Source organism: Streptomyces sp. NPDC088817, from assembly GCF_044750345.1.
In the GTDB taxonomy this organism is placed as follows: domain Bacteria; phylum Actinomycetota; class Actinomycetes; order Streptomycetales; family Streptomycetaceae; genus Streptomyces.
Map to the genome: position 1 here is coordinate 1 of NZ_JBIVJN010000020.1, position 21,576 is coordinate 21,576.

At 72.4% G+C, this 21,576-nt stretch carries 23 protein-coding genes and 1 riboswitch; of the genes, 6 read left to right on the plus strand and 17 right to left on the minus strand.

Annotated elements, in window-relative coordinates; genetic code table 11:
• Positions 1-1,009 (minus strand): 3' terminal RNA ribose 2'-O-methyltransferase Hen1 (locus tag ACIP4X_RS30135; RefSeq protein ID WP_401351405.1); only part of this gene is annotated, 1,009 nt, incomplete at its 3' end.
• Positions 1,010-1,301: 292 nt separating this feature from the next.
• On the opposite strand from ACIP4X_RS30135, the gene ACIP4X_RS30140 reads away from it, so the two are divergent.
• Positions 1,302-1,772, plus strand: a complete 471-nt coding sequence (locus ACIP4X_RS30140; protein ID WP_391457234.1) for an NUDIX domain-containing protein — start codon at positions 1,302-1,304, stop codon at positions 1,770-1,772.
• 29 nt (positions 1,773-1,801) lie between these two features.
• Here ACIP4X_RS30140 and ACIP4X_RS30145 read toward each other — a convergent pair whose 3' ends face one another.
• The 4 genes from ACIP4X_RS30145 to ACIP4X_RS30160 form a co-directional block, all read right to left on the minus strand.
• Positions 1,802-2,725, minus strand: a complete 924-nt coding sequence (locus tag ACIP4X_RS30145) for a TIGR03560 family F420-dependent LLM class oxidoreductase (protein ID WP_391457236.1) — start codon at positions 2,723-2,725, stop codon at positions 1,802-1,804.
• 42 nt (positions 2,726-2,767) lie between these two features.
• Positions 2,768-3,274 carry a DUF6099 family protein gene (locus ACIP4X_RS30150; protein ID WP_358735124.1) on the minus strand — a complete coding sequence of 169 codons (507 nt, stop codon included), beginning with the start codon at positions 3,272-3,274 and terminating at the stop codon, positions 2,768-2,770.
• 185 nt (positions 3,275-3,459) lie between these two features.
• Positions 3,460-3,855 (minus strand): MazG-like family protein, encoded by a 396-nt coding sequence (locus ACIP4X_RS30155; RefSeq protein ID WP_391457237.1) that lies wholly within the window; start codon positions 3,853-3,855, stop codon positions 3,460-3,462.
• 34 nt (positions 3,856-3,889) lie between these two features.
• The gene (locus ACIP4X_RS30160) at positions 3,890-4,279 is read right to left on the minus strand and encodes a cell division protein SepF (RefSeq protein WP_358735000.1); all 390 of its coding nucleotides are present in this window, start codon (positions 4,277-4,279) and stop codon (positions 3,890-3,892) included.
• Between the two features lie 316 nt (positions 4,280-4,595).
• On the opposite strand from ACIP4X_RS30160, the gene ACIP4X_RS30165 reads away from it, so the two are divergent.
• A complete protein-coding gene (locus tag ACIP4X_RS30165) occupies positions 4,596-6,317 on the plus strand; it encodes a hypothetical protein (protein ID WP_401351408.1) in 1,722 nt (573 codons plus the stop codon).
• Positions 6,318-6,416: 99 nt separating this feature from the next.
• On the opposite strand, the gene ACIP4X_RS30170 is transcribed toward ACIP4X_RS30165, so the two are convergent.
• The 8 genes from ACIP4X_RS30170 to ACIP4X_RS30205 all read right to left on the minus strand — a co-directional run bounded on the left by ACIP4X_RS30170 (position 6,417) and on the right by ACIP4X_RS30205 (position 14,600).
• Positions 6,417-7,421, minus strand: coding sequence for a polysaccharide deacetylase family protein (locus tag ACIP4X_RS30170; protein WP_401351410.1), 1,005 nt, complete (start codon positions 7,419-7,421; stop codon positions 6,417-6,419).
• Between the two features lie 43 nt (positions 7,422-7,464).
• On the minus strand, positions 7,465-8,484 hold the full coding sequence (locus ACIP4X_RS30175) for a glycoside hydrolase family 11 protein (protein ID WP_358734994.1): 1,020 nt from the start codon (positions 8,482-8,484) through the stop codon (positions 7,465-7,467).
• 302 nt (positions 8,485-8,786) lie between these two features.
• Positions 8,787-9,365 (minus strand): hypothetical protein, encoded by a 579-nt coding sequence (locus ACIP4X_RS30180; RefSeq protein WP_358734992.1) that lies wholly within the window; start codon positions 9,363-9,365, stop codon positions 8,787-8,789.
• Between the two features lie 23 nt (positions 9,366-9,388).
• Positions 9,389-10,138, minus strand: coding sequence for an SDR family NAD(P)-dependent oxidoreductase (locus tag ACIP4X_RS30185; protein WP_401351412.1), 750 nt, complete (start codon positions 10,136-10,138; stop codon positions 9,389-9,391).
• Positions 10,139-10,185: 47 nt separating this feature from the next.
• Positions 10,186-10,989, minus strand: a complete 804-nt coding sequence (locus ACIP4X_RS30190) for an SDR family NAD(P)-dependent oxidoreductase (protein WP_401351414.1) — start codon at positions 10,987-10,989, stop codon at positions 10,186-10,188.
• Between the two features lie 84 nt (positions 10,990-11,073).
• The gene (locus ACIP4X_RS30195; protein WP_358734987.1) at positions 11,074-12,471 is read right to left on the minus strand and encodes an MFS transporter; all 1,398 of its coding nucleotides are present in this window, start codon (positions 12,469-12,471) and stop codon (positions 11,074-11,076) included.
• Entirely contained in the window at positions 12,468-13,361 is an 894-nt protein-coding gene (locus ACIP4X_RS30200) for a polysaccharide deacetylase (RefSeq protein ID WP_326804520.1), read from the minus strand. Before ACIP4X_RS30200 ends, ACIP4X_RS30195 begins: the two co-directional genes overlap by 4 nt.
• 234 nt (positions 13,362-13,595) lie before the next feature.
• Positions 13,596-14,600 carry an asparaginase gene (locus tag ACIP4X_RS30205; RefSeq protein WP_358734985.1) on the minus strand — a complete coding sequence of 335 codons (1,005 nt, stop codon included), beginning with the start codon at positions 14,598-14,600 and terminating at the stop codon, positions 13,596-13,598.
• A 221-nt stretch (positions 14,601-14,821) separates the two neighbouring features.
• Here ACIP4X_RS30205 and ACIP4X_RS30210 point away from each other — a divergent pair, with 221 nt between their 5' ends.
• Positions 14,822-15,892: a LacI family DNA-binding transcriptional regulator gene (locus tag ACIP4X_RS30210; protein ID WP_401351417.1), complete on the plus strand. Its 1,071-nt coding sequence runs from the start codon at positions 14,822-14,824 to the stop codon at positions 15,890-15,892.
• On the opposite strand, the gene ACIP4X_RS30215 is transcribed toward ACIP4X_RS30210, so the two are convergent.
• The gene (locus tag ACIP4X_RS30215; protein WP_401351419.1) at positions 15,839-17,134 is read right to left on the minus strand and encodes an MFS transporter; all 1,296 of its coding nucleotides are present in this window, start codon (positions 17,132-17,134) and stop codon (positions 15,839-15,841) included. The two genes, ACIP4X_RS30210 and ACIP4X_RS30215, sit on opposite strands and share 54 nt — an antisense overlap.
• A 91-nt stretch (positions 17,135-17,225) precedes the next feature.
• On the opposite strand from ACIP4X_RS30215, the gene ACIP4X_RS30220 reads away from it, so the two are divergent.
• Together ACIP4X_RS30220 and ACIP4X_RS30225 are read left to right on the plus strand one after the other, a co-directional pair.
• Positions 17,226-17,990 (plus strand): DeoR/GlpR family DNA-binding transcription regulator, encoded by a 765-nt coding sequence (locus tag ACIP4X_RS30220; RefSeq protein WP_358734980.1) that lies wholly within the window; start codon positions 17,226-17,228, stop codon positions 17,988-17,990.
• Positions 17,991-17,998: 8 nt separating this feature from the next.
• Positions 17,999-18,571 (plus strand): histidine phosphatase family protein, encoded by a 573-nt coding sequence (locus tag ACIP4X_RS30225; protein ID WP_391457253.1) that lies wholly within the window; start codon positions 17,999-18,001, stop codon positions 18,569-18,571.
• A 68-nt stretch (positions 18,572-18,639) separates the two neighbouring features.
• Here ACIP4X_RS30225 and ACIP4X_RS30230 read toward each other — a convergent pair whose 3' ends face one another.
• Both ACIP4X_RS30230 and ACIP4X_RS30235 read right to left on the minus strand, forming a co-directional pair.
• A complete protein-coding gene (locus ACIP4X_RS30230; RefSeq protein WP_358734977.1) occupies positions 18,640-19,395 on the minus strand; it encodes a CbtA family protein in 756 nt (251 codons plus the stop codon).
• 21 nt (positions 19,396-19,416) lie between these two features.
• Positions 19,417-19,632 carry a CbtB-domain containing protein gene (locus ACIP4X_RS30235; protein ID WP_358734975.1) on the minus strand — a complete coding sequence of 72 codons (216 nt, stop codon included), beginning with the start codon at positions 19,630-19,632 and terminating at the stop codon, positions 19,417-19,419.
• A 36-nt stretch (positions 19,633-19,668) separates the two neighbouring features.
• Positions 19,669-19,809, minus strand: a riboswitch (cobalamin riboswitch).
• A gap of 195 nt (positions 19,810-20,004) precedes the next feature.
• Between ACIP4X_RS30235 and ACIP4X_RS30240 the strand changes: the two genes are divergently transcribed.
• Positions 20,005-21,117 (plus strand): aminotransferase class V-fold PLP-dependent enzyme, encoded by a 1,113-nt coding sequence (locus tag ACIP4X_RS30240; protein ID WP_401351422.1) that lies wholly within the window; start codon positions 20,005-20,007, stop codon positions 21,115-21,117.
• A gap of 7 nt (positions 21,118-21,124) precedes the next feature.
• Here ACIP4X_RS30240 and ACIP4X_RS30245 read toward each other — a convergent pair whose 3' ends face one another.
• Positions 21,125-21,553, minus strand: a complete 429-nt coding sequence (locus ACIP4X_RS30245) for an ATP-binding protein (protein ID WP_358734971.1) — start codon at positions 21,551-21,553, stop codon at positions 21,125-21,127.
• Between the last annotated feature and the right edge of the window lie 23 nt (positions 21,554-21,576).

A 21,576-nucleotide genomic window follows, 5' to 3' on the forward strand; every position in this document is an offset into this window, starting at 1 on the left:
TGGTGAGCGCCCGTACCGACACGTCGACGCCGACGATCTCCGTGAACCGCGCGTCCCGCAGCAGCGCCTGCACCAACTGGCCCTGTCCGCAGCCGGGGTCGAGGACCCGGGCGGCCCCGTGCTCGTGCAGCGCGGCGACGATCGCGTCCCGTCGCCGCACGGCCAGCGGAGTCGGCTTCTCCTCGGTCTCGGTCTCCGCCTCCACGGCGTTGTCGAGCTCCTCGACGCCGCTGTCGTCGGCCTCGGCCAGCCGCAGCAGCTCCAGGCGCTCCATCGCCTCCCGGGTCAGGGACCAGCGGCGGGAGAGGTAGCGGCTGGTGATGAGCTTCTGCTCCGGGTGCGCGGGCAGCCAGCCCTCGCCCGCCCGGAGCAGCTTGTCGACCTCGTCGGGTGCGACCCAGTAGTGCTTGGCGTCGTCGAGGACGGGGAGCAGGACGTAGAGGTGGCGCAGCGCCTGGGCGAGGGTGATCGCCTCCGACTCCAGCACGAGCCGCACGTACCGCGAGTCGCCCCACTCGGGGAACTCCGGGTCCAGCGGCACCGGTTCGGCGGAGACCGTCCAGCCGAGCGGTGCGAACAGGCGCTGCACGAGGGCGGGGCCGCCGCGGGCGGGCAGCGCCGGTATCTCGATGCGCAACGGACGTGGCCGGTCCGGGAGTTCGGGCCGTGCCCGGCACACCCCGTGCAGGGCGCTGGAGAAGACGGCGCTCAGCGCCACCGCGAGCAGCGAAGAGGCCGCGTAGGGGCGGTCGTTGACGTACTGGGCGAGCGTCGCGTCGGGGGCGCCGCCGCGTCCCTTGGCCTTGCCGCGCCGGACCAGGGCCACCGTGTCGACCTCCAGGAGCAGCGCCGCCGTGCAGCGCAGATCGTCCGCCTCGGGGTAGAGGACGTGCGCGGTGCCGTAGGAGGTGGAGAACGCCTGCGCCCTGCCCGGGTGCTTGTGCAGCAGGAAACCGAGGTCGGTCGCCGGGTGTTCGGGCGTGCCGATGGTGGTGATGGTCAGGAACATGCGGAGGGCCTCTCCGGCTGGACGGACGGCTGTGGTGCCGGGTATGCCGGAGCCCCCGAGGACGGTGATCCCGGGGGCCCGGCAGGACGACGTCCTCACCTTCGCACAGGGGCCGGACCTGTGCCTTCCAATATTCGCCGCCCACTTCCCCCTGGCCTGAGCGTCGTTGTCAGGAGGCAGTGGAAAAACAGCCGGTACCGGCGCGGCCGGGCCGAGACCGCGGCGGCGGGGGTGCCGGCCGAGAGCGTCCGGGAGGCGATCAGTGGTGGAGTGGATGCCGCGGGAGGAATGGGTGAGGACGCAGCCGCAGGCGCTCCTCGCCGCGTGTGTGGTGGTGCTGGACGGCGAGGGCCGCGTCCTGCTCCTGCGCTACGGCTCCGGGCAGCCGGGGGCGGGCCGTTGGTGGCTGCCCGGCGGGATGCTGGACCACGGCGAGGACCCCTGGACCGCGGCCCGGCGGGAGATGCGCGAGGAGACGGGTCTCGAACTCGAGCCGGTGCCACGGCTGATCGGCGTGGACCACCGCGTGGACGTGCTGGGCACCGGCCCGGTCCTGGACTGCTTCTTCTACGGCGGCACTCTGCCCGGCGGCGCGGACACGGCCGTGCGGCTCAGCGCCGAGCACGACCGGCACGGCTGGTTCGCCCCGGCCGATCTGCCCGGCGCACGGCTCGTCGCCGGTGCGCGGACCCTCACCGCGCTGCACGAGGCGGCGCTGAGCGCCTCGGCGGTATGCCTGCGGGAGGGCATGCCGTGGGCGTGACCCACGGCATGCCCTGACCGCCACGGCGCCTAGGACAGCTGCGACTGCACCTGGCCGGAGATCAGTTCCAGGTGGTCGAGGTCGGACAGGTCGAGGATCTGAAGGTAGATCCGGCCGGCGCCGATCGCGGCGTAGTGGCCGATCCTGTCGACGACCTCGGCCGGGGAGCCCGCCAGTCCGTTGGCCTTCAGTTCGTCGACCTCACGGCCGATCGCGGCGGCGCGGCGGGCGACCTCCTGGTCGTCCCGGCCGACGCAGACGACGAGGGCGTTGGAGTACGTCAGGTCGTCGGCGCCGCGGCCGGCCGCCTCCGCGGCGGCCCGGACCCGGCCGAACTGCCGTTCGCTGTCCTCGACGGAGGCGAACGGGACGTTGAACTCGTCGGCGTACTGGGCGGCGAGCCGCGGCGTGCGGGTCGCTCCGAGCCCGCCGACGAGCACCGGGACCTTCGCCTGCGCGGGCTTCGGCAGCGCGGGCGACCCGGTGAGCTCGTAGTACGTCCCGCGGAAGTCGAAGGTCTTGCCGGCCTCCGTCGCCCACATCCCGGTGACGATGGCCAGCTGCTCCTCCAGGCGGCCGAACTTCTCCTTCGGGAAGGGGATGCCGTACGCCTTGTGCTCCTCCTCGAACCAGCCCGCGCCCAGGCCCAGTTCGACCCGGCCGCCGGACATCCGGTCCACCTGGGCGACCTGGACGGCGAGCACGCCGGGCAGCCGGAAGGTGGCGGCGGTCATCAGGGTGCCGAGCCGGATGCGCTTGGTCTCGCGGGCGAGTCCGGCCAGGGTGATCCAGGCGTCGGTCGGCCCGGGCAGGCCGTCCACGTCGCCCATGTGGAGGAAGTGGTCGGAGCGGAAGAAGGCGTCGAACCCGAGATCCTCCGTGGCCTTCGCCACGGTGAGCAAGGTGTCGTAGGTCGCCCCCTGCTGGGGCTCGGTGAAGATGCGGAGATCCATGCCCCCATCCTGCACGCCGGCCGTCCGGCCGGCGCGGGGGCCTCACCGGGGCCCGCCGCCCTCCCGCCCCCGGTCGGGTGAAATCGCCTCACGCTCCGGCGGCGCCTCCTCCCGCGCGGCCAGTTTCCGCACCATCTCGCGGACCCGGTCGCGGGACTCGTCCGCCGCGTCGATCGCCTCCATGCACTGCCAGTACATGGCCTCGTCGGCGGCCGAGCTGGCGACGCCGACGAGCGCGATGCCGGTCTCGCCGAGCAGGACGTCCAGGTTCAGCAACGCCTGCCGGGCGTCGTCCAGTTCGGTGAGCCGGGCCGCCAGCAGGTCCGCCGGATCGAGGTCGGGCGCGCCGAGTACGCCACAGCCGCGGCCGGCCAGCTCGGTCAACCCCAGTGCCTCGCCCCGTAGTTCGGGCGGTCCCGAGACGGCGAGGCGGCTGCCGATCGCCTGCGCCAGGGCCTGCGCCTGCCACACCTCGGTCAGGATGGCGGGGGCCTCGCCGCTGCCCGCCAGGGCACGTCTGCTCGCCAGGATGAGCCGCACCGCGTCCATGCGCTGCCCCTGTCTGTCCCGACGTGCTGTTCGCACGTCCGCCCGAACACCTTTGTTCACTACCCAAAGTGAAGGCGCCTGGGGCGAAAAGCCAGAGGAAGACGGAAATCTGCGGACAACAAAACGGTTTCGGTCGGATGAACGAATTCGGAGAGTGACGGCGGAGGGTGGGCTTCCCTCCTTCTTCACTCCACTGAGCCCTCCGCTCCCCCGGATTCCCCGGATTCCCCGGACTCGCGCGCCTCGCCCGGCACCGGGAACCGCCGCTCGTTCCGGTCGATCTTCGCCGCCAGTGCCGCCAGCGGATCGACCCCGAGCACCTCGCACAGTTGCAGCAGGTACGCGAGGACGTCCGCGATCTCGTCACGTACGCGGTGCGCCGCGCCCGGGTCGGCCATGACGCCGGCCGACTCCTCCGGCGTCATCCACTGGAAGATCTCGACCAGTTCGGACGCCTCCACGCTCAGGGCGGCGACCAGGTTCTTCGGTGTGTGGTACGGCTGCCAGTCGCGCGCCGCGGCGAACTCCGCCAGCCGCCGCTGCAACCCGGCCAGATCCGGATGCTCGGATTCCTCAGTCACGGCACCAGGTGTACCACCGGCGCGGAACCGGGACTCACCGGCCCGGGGCCGCCGCGCCCGGCATGAGTCCGCTCACCTCGGTGCCGGGCGGCGTGAGCAGGAAGACATTGCGGTCGACGCGATGCATCCCACTGCTCAGCCCGAAGACCACACCGGTACTGAAGTCCAGGACCCGCTTGGCGACCTCACCCTCGGCACCGGTGAGGTCGAGGAGCACCGGGACGCCCGCCATCAACGTCTCGGCGACGTCCCGGGCGTCCGCGAACACATTGACCCGCAGGACGACGAAGCGGCGGCGCGCCTCCGTCGTCGCCTCCGGTGGCACCCGGTGGTCCACCGCGGACGGCCAGGCGTCGCGGCCGCGCAGCGGGACGACCTGGGCGAGCCCCTCCCACTGCTCATCGGTGACGTCGCGCCTGTTCATCGGCGCCCCCTGCCCTGACTCACTACCCTCACCTGCACCAGCCAATTCTTACGTCACGTCACCCTTTCGGCCCAACAGCGACACGGTGCGCGACAGGAGGTGGCGAGAGTGTCCGAAAGAGGCATCTTCTCAACCCATATGGATCGCCGACGGCACACAGTCTGACCGTTTCCTGCCGTAAAGAGGCTTCTTACCGCGTTCACACCGGACTCTTCACCCCTCGCCACGCGCCGCTCACCGGATCCGATTACGTTCGCATGTCGTGCACTTGGCAGAACAACAGCTGGTGGCACCCGGTCGGCGGACACTGTCGGCGGTGTCCGCCCCGGAACCACCGGCCCAATGGCATCGCGTCCTGACCCTGCTGGCCGTCGTCAGCCTCTTCATCGGCACCCGGGCGGTGTGGACGCAGGCCGCGTCCCGGCTGCTCCCCGTCGCCGGCGTCATCTCCCTGTGCTACGCCTCGATCCTGATCTGCGGGGTACTGGCCCTGGTGGTACGCCGGACGCGGTCCCTGGCCCGCGTGGACCTGTGCGTGCTGCTGACCGCGGTGACGCTCGCCCTGTGCACCTGGGTCCTGAACCACGCGGGCGGCGACGAGGCCGTCCTCACCACCCAGGCGGCGAGGGAACTGGTCGCCGGGCACCCGGTGTACGGGCAGCCCTGGCCCTGGCTCTTCCACGGCCGCGTGGCGCTCACCCCCACCGTGTACGGCGGCTACGACTACACCTACGGCTACCCCCCGCTGGCGGTGCTGCTGACCGCGCCCCTGCTGTGGCTCGGGCACGGCGGCGCCCCCGCGACGGCGGTGGCCACCGGCGCGCTGATCACCGGCGCGGTCCTCCTGTGGCGGATGCTGCCGCTGCGGTGGCGTCCGGCGGCCACCATGGTGTGCCTGGGCTTCGGCTTCCTGCCGACCTACGGGCGCCTCGGCTATCCGGCGATACTCGCCCTGGCGCTGCTGATCCCGGTGGTGGTGCGCTGGCCCCGGATCGGCCAGGGCGGGCGGCTCGGCGCGGCCGGCCTGGCCCGGGCCGCGTGTCTGGGCGCGGCGTGCGCGGCGCAGCAACTCCCCTGGTTCGTGACCCCGTTCCTGCTGGCCGGGCTCTACGCGGTGCGCCGCGGCGAACTCGGCCACCGGCAGGCCCTGTCGGTGCTGCTCCGGGTGCTCGGGACCGCCGTCACCGTATGGCTGCTGGTCAACGCGTACTTCATCGTGCACGAGCCGGGCGACTGGCTGAGCGGCGTCGCGCTGCCGCTGACCCAGGGCGCGGTGCTGCACGGACAGGGCCTGATGGACGTCTCCCTGTACTTCACCGACGGCAGCGACCGCCTCGACTGGTACTCGCACGCGAGTGTGCTCCTCGCCGCGGCCCTGCTGGCCCTGTTCGTGCTCTTCGTGCGGCGGCTCGGCCCGGCGGCGACCGTGCTGCCCTGGTGCGCCTTCTTCCTGGCGACGCGCTCCCAGGACGGCTACTACCTGATGATGACCCCGCTGTGGCTCGCGGCCGTGGTCACGGCGCCGCCCTCGGAGTTCGCGCGGGCCTGGCAGCCCCGGCCGCGCCCGCTGTCGGGGCCGCACCGGCGCCCGGCCCGGATCGCGGCGGTCGGGCTCCTGGTCGTACCCGCGCTGCTCAGCGCGGCCCTGGCGGTGACGGGCAGGCCGCCGCTGGCCATGCGGGTCACGGGGGTGCAGCGGCCCTCGGCCCGGCATGTCTCCCTGCTGAGCCTCCAGGTCACCAACACCGGCGGCGATCCCCTCACGCCCCACTTCATGCTCACCACGGGGCAGGGCTCGGGCAAGTTCTGGTCCCTGGCGAAGGGTCCGGCCACGATCCCCGGTCACTCCACCGTCCGCCTCGAACTGCGGGCTCCCGGCGGCAGGTACACCGTCCCCCGGCGCGGTGTCCGCATCCGTCTGCGCGCGTTCACGGCCATCCCGCAGACGCTGTCGAGCCAGGACATCTCACTGACGGCACCGAAGTCGACGGCGCCAAAGCAAACAGCGTCGAAGTCGACCGCGCCGAAGAAGGGTTGAGCGCGCGGGGGTCCGCTTCCGGTGGCCCCCGCGCGCGCTCGCGCTCTCCGCGAACCGCCGATGGCGCGGCGGCCGTGGTCCCGCCGCGCCGCCGGACGACTAACTGGTACTGCAGGAGACCGTCGGCCAGGTCCAGGTGCCGTTGGTCTGGATCGTCACACCCCAGTTGTTGCCGTTGCCGTTGGGCTTCGCCACCAGCACCTGCGAACTCGGGTAACTCGCGCTGATGTTCCAGGTCGCGGTGATCTTCTCCGGCGACGGAACGTTCATCGTCACCGTCCAGTTGCTCGAACCGCTCACCGACACGTTCAGGTTGTAGCGGTCGCTCCACTGCTGCCCCGCCGACAGCGTCGCGGTGCACCCACCGGTGCCACCGCCACCACCACCGCCGCCGCCACCGCCGGAGCCGCCTCCGTCGGGGGCCACGGCGCGGCCCGTCTGCGGGGAGATCATGCCGGAGCACAGGCCCTTGGAGGCCAGCGTCTGGGCGATCCGCGGGATCGCCGCGAGCGTGTTGGCGGGCCACTCGTGCATGAGGATGATCTGGCCGTTGCCCAGCCGGGAGACGGCCTGCACGATCGCGTCGGTGCTCGCTCCGTTCCAGTCCTGCGAGTCGACGTCCCAGATGATCTCGGTCAGGCCGTACTTGGCCTCGACCGACTTCAGCGTGGAGTTGGTCTCGCCGTAGGGCGGCCGGAACAGCTTCGGCGTACCGCCGCCCGCGGCGGCGATGGCCTGCTGGGTCCGGGAGAGTTCCGAGTCGATCTGCGACTGGCTCTGCTGGATCAGGTGCGGGTGGGTGTAGCTGTGGTTGCCCACCCACATGCCGGCGTCCACCTGGGCCCGCACCTGGGCCGGGTAGGAGGCCGCGTACTGGCCCTCGTTGAACATCGTGGCCCGCAGCCCGTTCTGCTTCAGCGCGTTGAGCAGGGCCGGGGTGTGGTCGTTGGACGGCCCGTCGTCGAAGGTGAGCCCGACGTAGCCGTTGCAGGTGGCGGCGTACGACGGAGCGGCCTCGACGGTGAGGGAGCCGGCCACGGCGAGCGCCGCGACGGCCAGTCCCGCGACCAGGGACCGCAGTGACGCGAGTGGTCTGGTACTCATACGGCTTGGGACCTTTCTGAAGAGGTCTTCGGTGTCGGCCGGGTCAGCTCGCGCTGCAGGAGACCGTGGGCCAGGTCCAGGTGCCGTTGGTCTGGACGGTCACGCCCCAGTTGTTGCCGTTGCCGTTGGGTTTGGCGACCAGTACCTGCGAACTGGGATAGCTGGCGGTGATGTTCCAGGTCGCGATGATCTTCTCGGGCGACGGGACGTTCATCGTCACCGTCCAGTTGCTCGAACCGCTCACCGACACGTTCAGGTTGTAGCGGTCGCTCCACTGCTGACCCGCCGACAGCGTCGCGGTGCACCCACCGGTGCCACCACCGCCACCGCCCGTGCCGCCGCCACCGGTGCCGCCACCGCCGGAACCGCCGTCGCTCACGGTCACGTTGGAGTTGCCGCTGCTCTGGTAGCCCTCGGTCGCGAGGATCATGTAGTTGAAGCTGCCCAGCTTCATTCCCTTGCCGGCCCAGGCGTCGAAGTGGTTGCCGGTGGTGATGGTTCCACCGGTCTTCTTCGACTGACGGACGCTCCAGTACTGGTCGAAGGTCCGAGTGCCCTCGATGGAGGGGGCGTTGACCCGCGTCGTCTTGTAGATGTCGTAGGTGCCGCCGTCGCTGGTGACGGTGCCCATGAACGTTCCGGTGGGCCGGTAGGTGCCCCAGTTGTCGACGACGTAGTACTCCACGAGCGGGTTGGTCGTCCACCCGTAGAGGGCCAGGTAGGCGTTGCCGGACGGGTTGAAGCTGCCCGAGTAGTTGACCGCCTTGCGGCCGCCGGTGGCCCAGCCCTTGCCGGCCACGAAGTTGCCGACGTTGCTCCACTGGGTGCTGTAGCCGCCGCCGGAGGCGAGGTTCATGGAGACCGAGCCGCCGCCGTCGGTCCAGAACGAGTAGTAGTAGCCGTTGTTGGTGCCGGTCTGGTTCGAGGTGATGACCGTGTCGGCGCTGGCGGTGCCCGGCAAAGTCATCGCGGCCATGACAACCAGAGCGGCGGCGCAGAGACTCCTGATGAACCACGTGAAGCGACCGCGTCCGCGGCCGGTCGTCCCGACGAGCGTGTTCATGTCCGTGCTTCCTCCTCGTGAAGGTGGTGGGGGCGGGCAGCACGACAGGACCTCGCGGAACGGCCGGCTGCCAGGAGGTGACGCAGCGGTGTGAAGTGTTGAGCCGGGCCCGACGGGTGTCAACAGTTTCGGTCAGAATTTCGAAACGTTCGCTCAGCACGGAAGACCGGAGGAAGTATGTTGTCCCTGCTCAGAGCCATTGAGGCCGGAATCATTCCAGCGCTTTCGACGAGGTCTCCAAGCGCTAGATCAACTGGCAGGCCGACACCTTCGAAAGTTTCGACGGCCGTCGGCCCGGCCCACTACCGCCCGTCCGCAGACGTGCGCACCGCCTGATGACACTCCGCCAGGTGCCGGGCCGCACCGGCCGCACCGGCTCCGCCGACCAGGATCACGCCCCCGCGCTCCGGACCGTCCGGGGCGGCCTCCAGGACCCTGGCCCGTACGGCGCCCGACCCGATCTCCACCAGCACGGTGCGCGCCCCGCCGGGGTCGGGCAGGGTGACCTCCAGCGAGACGTCCGGTTCGGTCCTGGCCACGGCGGCGCACCACACCGCGACCGTGGCCGGGTCCCAGCCGCCGGGCACCTCGACGGGCACGGTGGCGGCCGGGCCCCGCAGCGGCCGCCAGCCCGCCGGCCGTGCGCCGCGCTCGGCGGCCGCACGCCACAGCGTGTCCAGGTCCGCCGCGTGCACGGTACGGCCGACCCGGTCGCCGAGCAGGTATCCGGCGGACAGCCAGGCCCGCACCCGCAGTCCCGGTCCGGGCCCCAGGAGCCGTTCGGTCCGCGCCGCGCGGGCGGCCAGGACCGAACGGCCGGGCGGGGCCAGGACGTCCTCCCAGCGCGGTACGGAACGGCCCGCGCCGCAGGCTCCGCACATCGAGACTCCCTCCTGTCGGAACGTCAGGGCATGATGTCGCCGCTGTTGGGTCCAAGCGTCTGCCCCACGTAGAGGTTGCCGCCCGGATCACTGGCCAGCAGCACGGCCGTGGGGGCGACCTCCGCCGGGACCCCGAACCGGCCGAGGGGCAGCTCGGCCTGCTTGGCCTGCTTCCAGTCCTCGCTGATCCCCTCCACCAGCGGGGTGAACACCGGGCCCGGGGCTATCGCGTTGACCAGCACCCCGTGCGGGGCGACCTCACGGGCGAGGGCCTTGGTCAGTCCGATGACGCCGGCCTTCGCCGCCGAGTAGTGCACCAGGCCCTCGCCCCCCTTGATGCCCAGCTGGCTGGCGATGTTGACGACCCGGCCGCTGCCGCGGGCGACCATGTGCGGGACCGTCCAGCGGCAGCACAGGAAGACGCTGCGCAGATCGATCGCGATCATCTCGTCCCAGGTCTCGACGTCCATCTCGACCAGCGGGACCTCGGTGAGGATCCCCGCGGAGTTGACCAGGATGTCGGGGGCGCCCAGTCCGGCCACACAGCTCTCCACCATGTGCCGGGTCTGCTCCGCGTCGGCCACGTCGACGACCGCGGTGGCCGTCTCCGTGCCCTGCCGGGCGTAGCGCTCGGCGAGGGCGGCGAGCCGGTCGGCGTCGCGGTCGGCCAGGAAGAGCCGCGCGCCCTCGGTCGCGTAGGCGTCGGCGATCGCCGTGCCGATGCCGCTCGCCGCGCCGGTCACCAGGGCGACCTGGTCCTGGAGGACTCCCATGCCGTTCACCTTTCCGCGCTGTTCCGTGTGCTGCCGCCGCTCCGTCCTCACTCCGGCCACCGGACCGTCAGACCGCCGTCCACGATCAGTTCCTGGCCGGTGATGTACGCGGCGTCGTCGCTGGTCAGGAAGCGGATCGCACGGGCGACCTCGTCGGCGTGGCCCACCCGGCCCGCCGGGATGCTCCGGCCGGCCCGCTCCAGACCCGCGCGGCCCAGCGAGTTGGTCTCGTCGAGCGACTGCGGGGTCTCGATCAGCCCGGGGATGACGGTGTTGACGCGGATGCCGCGCGGGGCGAGCTCGGTCGCCAGCGACCGGCACAGCCCCAGCACCCCGCTCTTGGCGGCGGCGTAGTGCGCGTGGTCGTCCCAGCCGTAGACCCCGCCGGCGATGGAGGAGACCGCCACCATGGCACCGGGGCCGGTCATCACCGCGGCGGCGGAGCGGAAGGTGCGCAGCACGCCGGTCAGATCGACCGAGAGCATGTCGTTCCAGGCGTCGTCGTCGAGTTCGGCCAGGGCCGCCCGGCGCAGCACCCCGGCTCCGGCTACGGCGATGTCCAGCCGTCCGTACGTCTCCACGGCGGATCGGGCCAGGGCGTCGACCTGCCCGCTGTCCCGGACGTCGACCGCGACCGCGGTGCATCGGCCGCCGGCGGCCTCGACCAGCCGTACGGTCTCCTCCGCGCTGTGCGGGTCCTTGGGGTAGAAGCCGACGACGCTGTCGGCCCCGGCGCGCGCGTACGCCACGGCCAGGGCGCGGCCGATGCCGCTCGCGCCGCCGGTGATGACGGCCACCTTCCCGGCCAGCCCGTCGTCGCGGGCGGGTGCGGTGTGCTCGTGGGAGGACATGTCCTGCCTTTCATGGGGTCCCGGTGCGTGGCGGGTGCGGGCCGCCACGCACCGGAACAGGGAGGGGAAGGGAGGAGGGGCTGCTCAGGCGGCGGGCACCGCGGCCGCGGGGGCGGACTCCTCGTCCGCGTCCTGGCTGACGTTGCGGGCGCCGAGCATCAGGACGCCGGAGACGAACATCCCCAGGGCGCCCGCGAGGAACGCGGCCATGGTGGCGCTCGCACCGAGCCCGATGACGGCGCTGAGCAGCGCCGAGCCGATGATCGCGCCCACCGGGCCCATCACGTGGGCGGTGTTGGAGCCGATCCCCCTGACCCGGGCCGGGAACGACTCGCCCATGTAGAACACCATGGCGGAGTACGGGCCGAGGAGGAAGAAGAGCCCCAGGGCGTACATCGGGATGACGTACGCGCTGCTGTTCGGCCCGAAGAGCATCGCCGTCATCACGATGCCGCCGATGCTCCAGCCGACGATGATGGTCGTCCGTCGGCCGATCCGGTCACCGAGGTACCCGTGGAAGAGGTAGCCGAGGAAACCGGCCAGGTTGGCCAGGATCAGCACGACCAGCGCGCTGGAGAACGAGACGCCCTTGCCGTCGGTGAGGATCGTGGTGCCCAGCACCGAGAAGACCTGGATGCCCATCCAGTTGAACAGCCACGCTCCGGACAGGCACAGGGTGTGGCGGCGCAGGTCCGGGGCGAAGAGCTGACGCAGACCGGACTCGTCGTCCCGGGTGATGTCGAGGCTGTAGAGCTCCGCCAGCCGGGCCGCGTCGGCCTCGCGCCCGTCCTTGCGCAGCTCCCGCGTCCGCTTCAGGGCGACGAAGGAGGGCGACTCACGAAGCCTGGCCCCGGCGACGACGATGACCACCACCGGGAAGGTGGCGAGGAGGAAGATCCAGCGCCAGCTCATCACCGGCAGCAGTACGGCGGCGAACGCCGACGCGAGCAGCGCGCCGACCGGCCAGCCGCTCTGCACCAGGCTGAACATGAAGCCGCGCCGCCGGCTCTTGCCGTACATCTCGTTGAGGTAGACGCTGTTGACGACCTCTTCGGAGTAGCCGAGGCCCGAGATGGCCCGGACCCCGATCAGCGAGGCGGCGCCGCCGACCAGGGCGGTGAAGCCGGAGGACAGCGCCGCCCCCGCCGTGGTGACGATCAGGCTCGGCTTGCGCCCCCACCGGTCCAGCATCGGCCCGACCATCAGCGAGACGACGAAGGTGCCGACCGTGACGCCGGTCGCGATGGCCGTGGCCTGTCCGGTGCTCCAGCCGAACGTCTCGGATATCTTCGGCAGCAGGGTGCCGAAGAGCACGAAGTCGTAGACCGAGAAGACCCAGGCCAGGAAGCAGACCACGGTGGTGGTCGTGATGGTGCGCCGGCTGAGGGTCGGGGGGCCCTTGAAGAGGACCTCGTCGGAGGGCGCGCCGCCGCGCGGCCAGTCTCTTTCGTGGACGGTCTGCTGCCCCTGCGCGGTGGTCATCTGCTGTCGCCCTTCTGACGCGGGTTGCGGGCGGCGAAGTCGTCCGCGATCTGGTCGAAGGTCACCCAGCGGACGCCTTCGTGGGAGTTGATGTGGTCGATCAGCCGCTCCAGCATCAGCAGCACCTGCGGGCGGCCGGCCACGTCCGGGTGGATGGTCATGGTGAAGGCGGCGTGGTCCATCTCCCGGTGCACCCAGTCGAACTGGTCGCGCCACATCTGCTCGATGTCACGGGGGTTGACGAAGCCGTGGCTGTTCGGGCTGGCCTTGATGAACATCATCGGAGGCAGGTCGTCGAGGTACCAGTTCGCCGGGATCTCGATGAGGTCCGTCTCCCGGCCGCGCACCAGCGGCTTCATCCAGTCCTCGGCCGGCCGACTGTAGTCGATCTTCGTCCAGGAGTCGCCGACCCGCACGTAGTACGGCTCGAAGTCCCGGTGCATCAGCGAGTGGTCGTACTTGATCCCGCGTTCGAGGAGGAGTTCGTTGGTGACCGGGCTGAACTCCCACCAGGGGGCCACGTAGCCGGTCGGGCGGCGGCCGGAGCGGGTCTCGATCAGCTCGATGCAGCGGTCCAGGACCGCGGCCTCCTGCTCGCGGCTCATGGCGATCGGGTTCTCGTGGCTGTAGCCGTGCACGCCGATCTCGTGGCCGGCGGCGACACAGGCGTCGAACTCCTCCGGGAAGGTCTCGACGGAGTGGCCGGGCCAGAAGAACGTCTGGGTCAGGCCGCGGCGCCGGAACAGCTCCAGCAGGCGCGGCACACCGACCTCGCCCGCGAACAGCCCGCGGGAGATGTCGTCGGGCGAGTCCTCGCCCCCGTAGGAGCCGAGCCATCCGCCGACGGCGTCTACGTCCACACCGAAGCCGACGAGGATTTCCTTGGTCATCGACATCTCCTTGCTCTTGATGGGGTTGCTGTGGGTGGGCTCTTGATGGGGTGGGTTGCTGTGGGGGGATCGGGACGGGTCAGGAAGTCGAAGGAAGTCCGGCCGGGGGTCGTGACGGATCGGGGAGCCGGGACGGGTCAGGGAGTCGGGACGGGGGGGTCGGGACGGATCGGGGAGTGGGGACGGGACGGGGAGTCAGGGCCGGAAGCCGGGAGTCCGGCGGTCGGGAAGCGGTCAGGAGCAGCCGGTCTCGGACGACGGGTCCCGTCCGGCGAGCCAGGCGCGGACCAGTGCGGCCGACGACCGTCCGGGTACCGTGCTCGCGGCGGCCAGCAGCAGCCGGGCCTGCCAGGGGCTGAGATCGTCGGCGAAGATCGCGCCGACCCGTCGCAGTTCGGCTCCGCCGCCCGCGTAGAGGGGTTCGACCGGGCCGGAGTGCACCCGTGAGCAGATGAGCACCGGGTGGCCCGCCGCCACGGCCTCGGCGACCGCCTCCACCAGCTCCGGCCCGGCGTTGCCCGCGCCGACCGCCGCCACCACGACCCCCGCCGCGCCCGCGTCCAGGCTCGCCCGGACGAACAGTCCGTCCGCGCCGGGGTACGCCGGGACCACGTCCACCCGGGGCAGCCGGGGCAGGTCGAGGTCGAGGGGCAGTCGCGGACTGGGCGCCGGCTGCCACAGCGGGACCACGCGCCGGCCCACCACGCGCAGCGCGGGACCGCGGCCGGGTGCCGTGAAGGCGTGCGCCGACATGGTGTCGCTCTTGCGCACCCCGCGGGCGGGGAAGGCGAAGCCGTCGAAGACCAGCAGCGGGCCGTGCCCGCGGGCGGCGTCGTCGGCGGCCACGGCGAGGGCGTCGCCCAGGTTGCCCGGACCGTCGGCGGCACGGTCGTCGAACGGGCGCTGCGCGCCGGTCAGCACGATCGGCCGCGCCTCGTCGAACGCCAGGTCGAGCAGGAAGGCGGTCTCCTCCATGGTGTCGGTGCCGTGGGTCATCACCACCCCGTCGGCGCCGTCGCGCAGTGCGCCGCGCACCTCGCGGGCCAGCGCCAGCAGGTCGGCGGTGTCGAAGGCGTAGCTGCCCCGGGTGACCACGTCACGCACGCTCACCTCCGCGCCTTCCGGCAACGCACCGACCGAGGCGACCAGTTCCTCCGCGAGCACGGTCGCCCGGCGGCCCTCCGCCCCGGACCGGCTCGCGATGGTGCCGCCGGTTGCCACGACCTGGATACGACGCATGGACCCTCTCTCCGCAATCGATTGCGGAGAGGCTATGCAAACGATTGCGGCGGGTCAATGGGTTGCCGCACACTTGTCTGGCCGGACGGTTCGGGGATGTGCGAAGCTCAAGGGCGCGACGCGGGGGCACCTGGGGGTTCCGGAAGGAGCCCGGCGAGACCCGGGAACCGTCGAGGAACACCGAGAAGAACCCGGACGAAACGAGAAGAGGGGCAGCCAGCGTGGATCGGCAGGGAGCGCGGGCGGGGGCCGGTGCGGACACCGGTCGTGTCCCGGTCACACTCGCGCGGATAGCCCGGCAGGCGGGGGTCCACGTCTCCACGGTGTCACGGGCACTGAGCCCGGACGAGAACGTACGCAGCGGGGTGGCCGCCGACACCGCCACGGTGATCCGGGCGCTCGCCGAGGAACTCGGCTACCAGCGGGACCCGGCCGGGGCGGCGCTGCGCACCGGCCGCTCCAGGATGCTGGGCGTGCTCGTCCCGAGGCTGACCGACATCGTGCTCGCCACCGTCTACGAGGGCATCGACGCGGCCGCGGCGGCGGCCGGGTACCACACCGTGGTCGCCAACACCGCCGACGACCCGGAGCTGCAAAGGCGGCGGGCCGACGCCCTGCTCGCCCGGCGCGTCGACGGCCTGGTGCTCGGCGACGCCCGCTCCGACACCGACCTCGTCGCCGAACTGGCCCGCCGGCGCGTCCCCCTGGTGCTGGTGTCCCGCAGGCTGCCGGGCCGGATCTCCGTGACCACCGACGACTTCCTCGGCGGGCGACTGGCCGCGGAGCACCTGCTGGAACTCGGCCACCGGAGGGTCGCGGTGGTGGCCGGCGAGCCCTACGCCAGCACGGGCGCGGAGCGCACCCAGGGCTTTGTCGACGCCTTCGCCGAGGCGGGCCTGCCGGTACCGGGGAGCCACGTCGTACCGTCCCGCTTCGACGTGCCGGGCGGCCGGGCGGCGGCCGAGCGGCTGCTCGCTCTGCGGCCGCGGCCCACCGCCGTCTTCGCGGTCAACGACTTCGCGGCGATCGGCGTGATGGCGGCGGTCCGCGACGCGGGGCTCACGGTCGGCCGGGACGTGGCGATCGTCGGCTACAACGACGTACCCCTGGCGGCGGCCCTCCCGGTGTCCCTGACCTCCGTGAGTTCCCCGATGTACCGGATGGGCGAGGTGGCGGCGACGACCCTGGTCGCCATGCTGAACGGCAAGCAGGGCCGCTCCCGGCGGCTGCGCCCCGCACTAGTGGCCCGCGCCTCGACCCTCGGCGCCACCCTGCCCACCCCGGAGGGATGACGCGGCCGACGGCCCCGCCTCGGGGACAAGGACTCCGCCCGCGACCGCGGCCGCGGTCCTTTGCGACCGCAGCACCCCGGCCGTCGCCGCCGCGACGACGCAGCAGGCCACGGGCAGGAAGAAGGTCAGGTTCAGCGGGACCAGGCGGGTGAGCCAGCCGATGACGGCCGGTCCCGCGAGCATGCCCAGGTAGCCGAGTCCGGCGACCTTGGAGACGTTGGCGCCGGCCGCGTCGGCGTCGGCGTGACCGGCGGCGCTGAAGAGCTGGGGAACGCAGCCGGAGAGCCCGGCGCCGAACAGCCCCCAGCCGGCCAGGGCGAGCGGGGTCCACGGCGACAGGGCAGCGGCAGCCATGCCGACGGCGGCGACCGAGGCGCCGTACCGCAGGATCGCGGCGGGGCCGAAGCGGGCCGAGATGCGGTCGGCGAGCAGTCGGCCGACGGTCATCATCGCGGCGAACGCGCCGTAGGCGAAGGCCGCGGTGCTCTCGGAGGCGCCGAGGACGGTCCGCAGGTGCAGCACGCTCCAGTCGTTGGCGACCCCCTCGCACAGCATGACCATCAGCGCGAGGACGGCCAGGATCCAGATACGGGTGCCCGCGCGGCCCGCCTGCTCGGCCGGCCCGCCGGACCCGGCCCCGGACTCGCCCTCGGCGTCCGCGGCCGGCCCCGCGGCAGTGGACGCGGCGGAGGGCAGCAGACCGGGGGCCGCGCACACGGACACCACCACGCCCAGCGCGGCGGCCGTGCCGAGCGTCGCCCCGGGGGTCCAGCCCGCGCTCGCGACGGCGGCCCCGGCGAGGGCGGCCAGCACGCCGCCGACGGAGAACGTGGCGTGGAACGCCGACATCACCGGGCGTGCGTACGCCTTCTCGACCTGGACGGCATGGGCGTTCATACTCACGTCCAGACAGCCGTTGCCGAACCCGAGCACGATCAGGGCGGCGGCGAGCATCCACGGTTGGGAGGCCAGTCCGGGCAGCACCAGGGCGGCGCTGCACAGCACACCCGAGGCGGGCACGACGATCCGGGTGCCGAGGCGGTCGGCGACCGGACCCGCGAGCTGCATCCCCACGAAGGCGCCCGCCCCGAGCAGGAGCAGGAAGCCGCCGAGGACGGCGTGACTGACGCCGACGCGGTGCTCGATGGGCGGGATCTGCACGATCCACATCCCCAGCAGGGTCCCGTTGAGGATGAAGTAGGTGAAGGTCGCCAGCCGCGCGACACGAAGGGATCGCTCCATGGATACGAACGTATCGAACATTCTGCTTGTTTGAAAGGCACTCTTTCTCACAGCATTCCTGTTTACTGTCGCATGGTGTTCAATCACGGCCATGGGGAACATGGACCGCCTGAGGCAGATCACGGACGCGGTACGGGAGGCGGGCAGCCTCGGTGTCGGCCGGCTGGCCGAGCTGACCGGTGCCTCGGAGATGACCGTACGCCGCGATCTGGAGACCCTGGCGGCCCAAGGCGTGCTGGAGCGTTTCCGGGGCGGCGCCCGGACCCTGCTGCTGCGCGGCGAGGAGCCCCCCTTCACCCTGCGCGCGCAGGAGGGCACACGGGCCAAGGAGCGCATCGGCGCGGAGGCGGCCGCCCTGATCGCCGACGGGGAGACGGTCGTCCTCGACAGCGGCACCACGTGCCTGGAGGTCGCCAGGGCACTGCGCGGCCGGCGGGTGACCGTGATGCCGCTGTCGCTCCAGGCCGTCAACGTGCTCGCCGACAGCCCCGGGCAGACCACCCTCCTCGTGCCCGGCGGGCGGCCCCGGCCGGGCGAGGGTGCCCTCACCGGCCCCCTGACCCTGTCCTCGCTGGCGGCCCTGCGCTTCGACACCGCCGTCGTCGGCTGCTGCGGCCTCAACGCGCAACAGGGCCTGACCGCCTACGACTTGGACGACGCGGCGGTGAAGCGGGCGGCGATCGAATCCGCCCGGCGCGTGCTCGCCGTGGCCGACGGCAGCAAACTCTCCCGGACGGCACACGCCTTCGTCGCCCCGGTCGCGCGGCTGCACACCCTCGTCACCGACGAATCCGCGCCGCCCGACGAGGTCGAGGCACTGCGCGCCGCGGGTACGTCCGTCGACACCGCACGGTAGGAGTGACGTTGACCAGGCGTATCACGCTCATCTCGCCCGCGACGAGCCCGTCGCTGCGGCAGGCCCGGTTCGACGACGGCGACTCGCTCGACAACAGCGGTGCCACCCAGGCTCGTTCGGCGGCCGGGTCGCTGCCTTCGGCCGCCCGCGTGCTCCTGTCCCCGAGTGTGCGCTGCCGGGAGACGGCCTCGGCGCTCGGCCTCGACGGCGTGGAGACGGCCGAGTTGGCGGGTCTGGACGCGGGCCGCTGGCGGGGCCGGACCCTGGAGGAGGTGATGGCCACCGAGCCGGAGGCGGTGGGCCGCTGGCTCGCCGACCCCGACTGCGCGCCGCACGGCGGGGAGTCGGTGCGGGACGTGTGCGAACGGGTCGGACGCCTGCTGGACACCACGCGGGACACCGACGGCCGTACCCTCGCCGTGGTCGAGCCGGAGGTCGTACGGGCCGCCGCCGTCCATGTCCTGGACCTGCCCCTGGCCGGCTTCTGGCGGCTGGACGTACCGCCGTTGACGGCCACGGAACTCAGCGGACGGGCCGGCCGCTGGAACCTGCGGCTCGGACAGCCGTTGGCGGCGCCCTGACCGAACGCGACAGGGCCCCCGGACGATTCCGGGGGCCCTGTCGTACGCGCTGAAGGATGCCGAGGGGCTCAGTGCGCGGCCGGTACCGCCTGCCCGGACGCGGCCGTCGCGGGGCGGGGGTTCAGCATCCGCTCGGCCAGCTCGCCGAAGACCAGCCCGAACCCGCCCCACAGGACGGCCTGGATGGCCAGCGCGGAGAGCCGGAACCGCCACAGCACGGTGGCCGGGAAGTCCGACGGCACCTCGTTGATGACGGGCAGCAAGGCGTACGCCAGCCCGATCACCACGGCGAAGGCGGCCACCGCGGCCATCGTCGCGTACCACGTGCCCAGCGCGGGCGCGAGGCGCTTGCCCAGGATGGTGGCGGCGATCGCGAGGAGGATGCTGAGCAGCATCATCAGGAAGTACAGGGTCGTCCGCTTGCCGATGGTGTCCTCGTCACCGATCGCGGGCGGATTGGCAGGGTACTTGAGGAACGGCACGACGTACACGGCCAGCAGCGCGCAGCCGGACAGCAGCAGCGCGGTCGCCCGCGGGGAGAAGCGGCCGACGCGGCCCAGCGCGAAGCAGAAGGCGAGCGCGGCGATACCGCCGAAGGCGACCCCGTAGACGAGGATGCCGGTGGCCAGGCCCGCGGTGGACTGGACGGAGCGGGAGACGACTTCCATCTCGTCGTGCGAGTGGGCGTGCGCCTCCTCGAAGCCGATCGCCTTGTCGACGAGCGGCTCACCGAGGAAGTAGGCGACTACGAGGGCGAGCACACCGGCGGCGAGGCCGGCGAGCATGCCCCGCACCAGGAGGTTTCTTACCGTTGCGGAGTTCATGAGCGTGCGGCGTCCCTCGGCTCAGTGGCAGGGGAAGCCGAGCAGGTGGCGGGCGTCGTGCACCCACTCGTGGACGTCCGTGCCGCTGAACACGGAGGTGGCGCCCTGCTCGGCGCCGACGAAGTACAGCAGGACCAGCATGAGAACGCCGAAGAAGACCGCCCAGGGGGCTATCGCCTTCAGCGGCAGCGGGGCGGGTGCGGGGATGGCAGTCGGCTGAGCGACGGTCTGCGCCATGGCAGAACCTCCTCTGGGAGTTCGCGTCCCATCTCGGTGGTACACAGGACGACAGCCACGGGTCTGACTCACGCACGCCCGGGGGCGTTCGCATACAGTGGCGCGACCGTGCCGGATTCCCACCGGCTTCCGTCTCGCCGTCGTCGATAGCGGACAGACCGTATCGCGTGCCGCCCGCCCGGCCAAGACCGCGGCCGCGGACGTGATCTTCTCCACCGAGCCGTTTGAACCCGCGCGACCGCACCTCACCACCTGGAGCGTCCGAAGCGCTGTGGCAGGATGCGCGGGCGGGCTCCGGGCAGCCACCGGACTCCGTTCCACCGCCCGCCGCGCCACCCGATCCGCCCGCACCACCCCGGAGGGACGAGCCCCGTGCTCACGTCGTACGCCGACCACTTCGACACACCCGCCGGGTACCTGGACTTCGCACGCTTCGGGCCGCCGTCCCGGGACGCCGTCACCGCCACCGCGCGGGCCCTGGAGGCATCGGCGCGCGCCGACCACACCACGGTGGACACGCTGATGCGCGCGGAGCAGACCGCGCAGGACACGGCCGCCCGCCTCGCGGGCACCGACGCCCGGCACACCGTGCTGCTCCCGAACGCGTCGACCGGCCTGTTCCACGCCGCGCTCGGGGTACGGGAGGGCGTGGTGCTCGCGCCGCGCACCGACTTCCCGGCCAACCACTACCCGTGGCGGCGCAGCGCGGACCTGGGCCGGGCCGTGCCCCACTGGCTCGACCCCGCGCCCGGTTCCGGAGTCACCCCCGAACTGGTCCACGCCGCGCTGAGCGACGACGTCGTGGCCGTGTCGGTCAGCGCCGTGGACTTCCGCACCGGCTTCCGCGCCGACCTGGCGGCGCTGCGCGAGGCGATCGGCCCCGACCGGCTGCTGATCGTGGACGCCATCCAGGCGTTCGGTGTCGCCGCCCTGCCCTGGGACGCCGCCGACGTGGTGGTCGCGGGCGGCCAGAAGTGGCTGCGCGCCGGATGGTCCACCGGCTTCGCCACCCTGTCCGACCGCGCCCTGGAATCCCTTGAACCGGTCCTCACCGGCTGGACGGGCGTGGAGGACGTCGGCGTTTTCGACGGAGCCGAGCACCCGCCCGCCCCGGACGCCCGACGGTGGTCGATCACCAATCTGAGCCCGGTGACGGCCGCCGCGTTCGCGGCCGCGCTGGACCTCGTCGAGCGGCACACCGTCGACGCGATCGAAGCCGCGATCGCCGTACGGATCGCCGAACTCACCGAGGCCGTCGAGTCGTACGGCGGCCGTGTCCTCTCCCCCGCCGACCCGGCGCGGCGCGCGGGCATCCTCTCCTTCACCGTGCCGGACCACGATCCGTCCCTCGTCGCCAAGGCGCTGCACGCCGAGGGCGTCACCCCGACCGTGCGCGCCGACTCCCTCCGGCTCTCCCCGCACGCCTCGACCCCGCCGGAGGCGGCCGAACGGGTCGCGGCCGCGCTGTCGTCCCTGGGGAACTGAACCCTCCTCAGAGCGCGCACTCGGCCCAGACCGTCTTGCCGGGGCCGAGGCGGTCGCGTACGCCCCAGTCGGCGGCGAGCGCGTCGACGAGTACCAGGCCACGGCCCCCGTCCTCGTCCGGCCCCGGAGCCCTGCGCGCCGGCCGGTCGGGGTGGGTGTCGGTCACCTCGACCCGGACGACGTCCCGGCCCTCCTCGAAGGACAGGACGAGCGCGAAGTCCCGCCCAGGGACACGGCCGTGGAGAACGGCGTTCGCCGCGAGCTCGGCGACGACGAGCACGACGGTGTCATGCGCCTCTGTCCCGCGGGGATGCCCCCACTCGGTGAGCTGATGCCCGGCGAGCAGCCGGGCCAGGCGGGCACCGCGCCTGGTCGCGGAGAAACGCTGCGCGAACGTGCGTGTGGGGGTGGTGGATTCGTGGTTCAGGGCTGGCATGTGGGCCAGCGTGCTGCCGGTCG

What these genes read in the sequence shown, in the direction of transcription:
- ACIP4X_RS30145 (WP_391457236.1), bottom strand. Translation starts at nt 2,725, where the DNA reads ATGGATCTCCGCATCTTCACCGAGCCCCAGCAGGGGGCGACCTACGAC.
- ACIP4X_RS30150 (WP_358735124.1), bottom strand. Translation starts at nt 3,274, where the DNA reads ATGGACGCGGTGCGGCTCATCCTGGCGAGCAGACGTGCCCTGGCGGGC.
- ACIP4X_RS30160 (WP_358735000.1), bottom strand. Translation starts at nt 4,279, where the DNA reads ATGAACAGGCGCGACGTCACCGATGAGCAGTGGGAGGGGCTCGCCCAG.
- ACIP4X_RS30170 (WP_401351410.1), bottom strand. Translation starts at nt 7,421, where the DNA reads ATGAGTACCAGACCACTCGCGTCACTGCGGTCCCTGGTCGCGGGACTG.
- ACIP4X_RS30175 (WP_358734994.1), bottom strand. Translation starts at nt 8,484, where the DNA reads ATGAACACGCTCGTCGGGACGACCGGCCGCGGACGCGGTCGCTTCACG.
- ACIP4X_RS30180 (WP_358734992.1), bottom strand. Translation starts at nt 9,365, where the DNA reads ATGTGCGGAGCCTGCGGCGCGGGCCGTTCCGTACCGCGCTGGGAGGAC.
- ACIP4X_RS30185 (WP_401351412.1), bottom strand. Translation starts at nt 10,138, where the DNA reads ATGGGAGTCCTCCAGGACCAGGTCGCCCTGGTGACCGGCGCGGCGAGC.
- ACIP4X_RS30190 (WP_401351414.1), bottom strand. Translation starts at nt 10,989, where the DNA reads ATGTCCTCCCACGAGCACACCGCACCCGCCCGCGACGACGGGCTGGCC.
- ACIP4X_RS30195 (WP_358734987.1), bottom strand. Translation starts at nt 12,471, where the DNA reads ATGACCACCGCGCAGGGGCAGCAGACCGTCCACGAAAGAGACTGGCCG.
- ACIP4X_RS30200 (WP_326804520.1), bottom strand. Translation starts at nt 13,361, where the DNA reads ATGACCAAGGAAATCCTCGTCGGCTTCGGTGTGGACGTAGACGCCGTC.
- ACIP4X_RS30205 (WP_358734985.1), bottom strand. Translation starts at nt 14,600, where the DNA reads ATGCGTCGTATCCAGGTCGTGGCAACCGGCGGCACCATCGCGAGCCGG.
- ACIP4X_RS30215 (WP_401351419.1), bottom strand. Translation starts at nt 17,134, where the DNA reads ATGGAGCGATCCCTTCGTGTCGCGCGGCTGGCGACCTTCACCTACTTC.
- ACIP4X_RS30220 (WP_358734980.1), top strand. Translation starts at nt 17,226, where the DNA reads ATGGGGAACATGGACCGCCTGAGGCAGATCACGGACGCGGTACGGGAG.
- ACIP4X_RS30230 (WP_358734977.1), bottom strand. Translation starts at nt 19,395, where the DNA reads ATGAACTCCGCAACGGTAAGAAACCTCCTGGTGCGGGGCATGCTCGCC.
- ACIP4X_RS30235 (WP_358734975.1), bottom strand. Translation starts at nt 19,632, where the DNA reads ATGGCGCAGACCGTCGCTCAGCCGACTGCCATCCCCGCACCCGCCCCG.
- ACIP4X_RS30245 (WP_358734971.1), bottom strand. Translation starts at nt 21,553, where the DNA reads ATGCCAGCCCTGAACCACGAATCCACCACCCCCACACGCACGTTCGCG.